We start from the raw sequence: 2,500 nt of genomic DNA on the forward strand, positions 1-2,500 counted from the left end.
GGGTGCAAAGTGAGCTCATCAATCCCCACACCGGCACCCCGGCCCCGGCCGGCGATGTCGTGGCCCACCTGCTGGCCCACCTGCACCCGGTGCTCACCGAGCACGCCGAGCACGAGACGGTGGAGCCCGTGCTCACCAGCATCCTGCAGGAGGGTACCGGCGCCCACCGGCAGCGTCAGGCATGCCGCACGGAGAACAATCTGAGCACCATCCTGCACGCGGCCCTGCCGGCCACGCCCTGAGGGGACCACCCCCGGGCCACCGCCCTCGGTAACCCCCGGGTGCAGGACCTGACCGCGGTGGTGCACCGCGCACCGCCGGTGCCGCCGCAGAGCACACCACCCCGCACCGGACACCTGGAACAGGTGCTGATCTGCCACCACCGGCTCACCGGACCCTGCCGCGTAGTGCCCGGTGCGGCAGAAATCGTCCCGGGCCACCCATCCGCACGGCCGCCGGCGCCGAACCATGAGTGCACGCACCTGCCGGCGCCACGGTCCCCGCGAGTTGCCGAGACGGGAGAGGCGGCCATCTCGTGATACCCAATATGCGCTCTGACCTGTGCAAACACCCATAAGTTACCGCTTGGTCGCCCTTGATCGACAGCTCACTGTCTGTACAGTCGTAAACGGCACGAGTGACCCCCACCCCCTCGAGAGGACACCTCAGATGCACAAGAAGATGCTTTTCGCCGCTCCCGCCCTCGCCCTGGGCGCCCTGTCCATGGCCGCGGCTCCGGCTGCGGCCCACGCGGAGGACTCCTGGTCCTTCCAGACCACCCTGAACACCCTCAACGGCTCGGGCACCACCGGGCAGGCCATGGTGGACCTGCACGGCACCGAGGCCACCGTGACGATCGATGTCTCCGGGGCGGCCGAGACGTTCATGGACGGGCCGTTCCCGCACGCCCAGCACTTCCACATCGGCGCCCAGGGCGTGTGCCCGGGACCCGACGCCGACACCGACGGCGACGGAGTGGTCTCCACCCCGGAGGGCCAGCCCTTCTACGGGATGATCGGCACCTCCCTGACCACCGAGGGTGACACCAGCCCGGACTCCGGTCTGGCCGTGGAGCGCTTCCCGGGCGGATCGGCCTACACCTACGAGCGGACCTTCGAGGTCAGCCCCGAGGCGGCCGAGGCGATCAAGAACGGCACCGCCTCGGTCGTGGTCCACGGTGTGGACCCGACCCTGCTGCCGGCCGCGGCCGCCGAGAAGCAGAGCTCGCTCAACCCCGACCTGCCGCTGGCCGCGACCCTGCCGGCCGCTTGCGGCACCCTGAGCGCCTCGCAGATGGGCACGATGCCCGACGGCGGCGCTGACACCGGCGTGACCCAGCAGGCCGGGGCCACCGGCAACACCGCCGGGTACGCCGTGGCCGCAGCCGGTGTGCTCGCCGTGGCCGGATCCGCCCTCATCGCCCGCCGACGGGCCGCGGGCAACCGCTGAGCACACCGATGACCCACTCCGGGTGAGCACATCACTCGGGACTAACCCGAGGGCCGCGGCGCATCCTTGCCGGATGCACCGCGGCCCTCGCTTTGATGACCACCCCTTGGCGGCCGTGGACAGGACCTGCCGTGCAGGGCACCGGGGTGGGGCCGGCGGCACCGCACGACCTGCCGTGCGGGGCAGTGGTGCGCCAGAGGCTCCCACCCCGCGGGGTGGGAGCCTCTGATCGCGGCACCCTGTTCGGCGGTGGCCCCGTAAGAGGTACGCCGCGGAGCAGGGTGGTGTGCTCAGCCGCCCTGGTTCTGCAGGCGCTGGGCGAGCATGCGCTTGCCCTGCTCGCCGGCGGTGCGGTTGTTCTCCTGGATCTTGCGAAACCATTCCGCCAGCTCGGTGTCCCCGGCCGCTTCGGCGTCACTGGCGTAGGTCTCCATCTTCCACACTGCCTGCAGGGAGGCTTCCAGGACGGAGATCAGATCGTCGTGGGGGTCCTTCACGGGACTCTGGGGCTCATTGGCCATGATGTGCGCCTTTCTGAACATCTCGGACGTATTGACGTACCTGACATGCCGATCACGCGTGGCCCCACCCACGCCAGAGACTCGCTCGGGGAGGAATCAACAGATCACATCCCTGGGGGGCCGTGTATGTCTGTCACCCACACTTCCGCAACAGACTCCACGCTGACCAGTAGGAACATCCACCGGCAACGGCGGCGATAACGATGCGATCACGACCAACCAGTAGCCCGCGAAAGAGCGACAGCACGCCTTGCCCCGCGACTAACAGCGTGCTTAGGGTCGAAGGGCACGAGCCGAGGTCACCGCGGACACCGCCTCCGGGGTGGGCCACATCCACCATCAGGAGGCACCCGATGATCACCCGTCACCGACACACCACCCGCATGGCCCTCGCCGGTCTGCTCACCGCGGCCGGGCTCGGCCTGGCCAGTTGCGGCACCGAGGAAACGGGCACCGAGGTCGAGGACATCACCGAGGGCGAGGTGGCGGAATCCTCCCCAGCCGCTGAGGCCACCGACGGCATGACCGGG

General features: G+C 69.7%; 2 protein-coding genes and 1 pseudogene. 2 read left to right on the forward strand and 1 reads right to left on the reverse strand.

Features of this window, described 5'->3' with window-relative positions; genetic code table 11:
• Both BJF77_RS20635 and BJF77_RS15450 read left to right on the forward strand, forming a co-directional pair.
• Window positions 1-242: pseudogene (locus tag BJF77_RS20635) on the forward strand (carboxylate--amine ligase); the annotation flags it as partial.
• Window positions 243-669: 427 nt separating this feature from the next.
• Window positions 670-1,449 (forward strand): hypothetical protein, encoded by a 780-nt coding sequence (locus BJF77_RS15450; protein WP_075872727.1) that lies wholly within the window; start codon window positions 670-672, stop codon window positions 1,447-1,449.
• A gap of 290 nt (window positions 1,450-1,739) precedes the next feature.
• Here the strand turns inward: BJF77_RS15450 and BJF77_RS15455 are convergent, their stop codons facing one another.
• Window positions 1,740-1,970: a hypothetical protein gene (locus tag BJF77_RS15455; RefSeq protein ID WP_075872731.1), complete on the reverse strand. Its 231-nt coding sequence runs from the start codon at window positions 1,968-1,970 to the stop codon at window positions 1,740-1,742.
• Window positions 1,971-2,500: the final 530 nt, after the last annotated feature.

Source organism: Kocuria sp. CNJ-770, assembly GCF_001942375.1.
Classification (GTDB): Bacteria; Actinomycetota; Actinomycetes; order Actinomycetales; family Micrococcaceae; genus Kocuria; species Kocuria oceani.

Excerpts from the sequence above, each read along its gene's own strand:
- BJF77_RS15450 (WP_075872727.1), top strand. The coding sequence starts at position 670 with ATGCACAAGAAGATGCTTTTCGCCGCTCCCGCCCTCGCCCTGGGCGCC.
- BJF77_RS15455 (WP_075872731.1), bottom strand. The coding sequence starts at position 1,970 with ATGGCCAATGAGCCCCAGAGTCCCGTGAAGGACCCCCACGACGATCTG.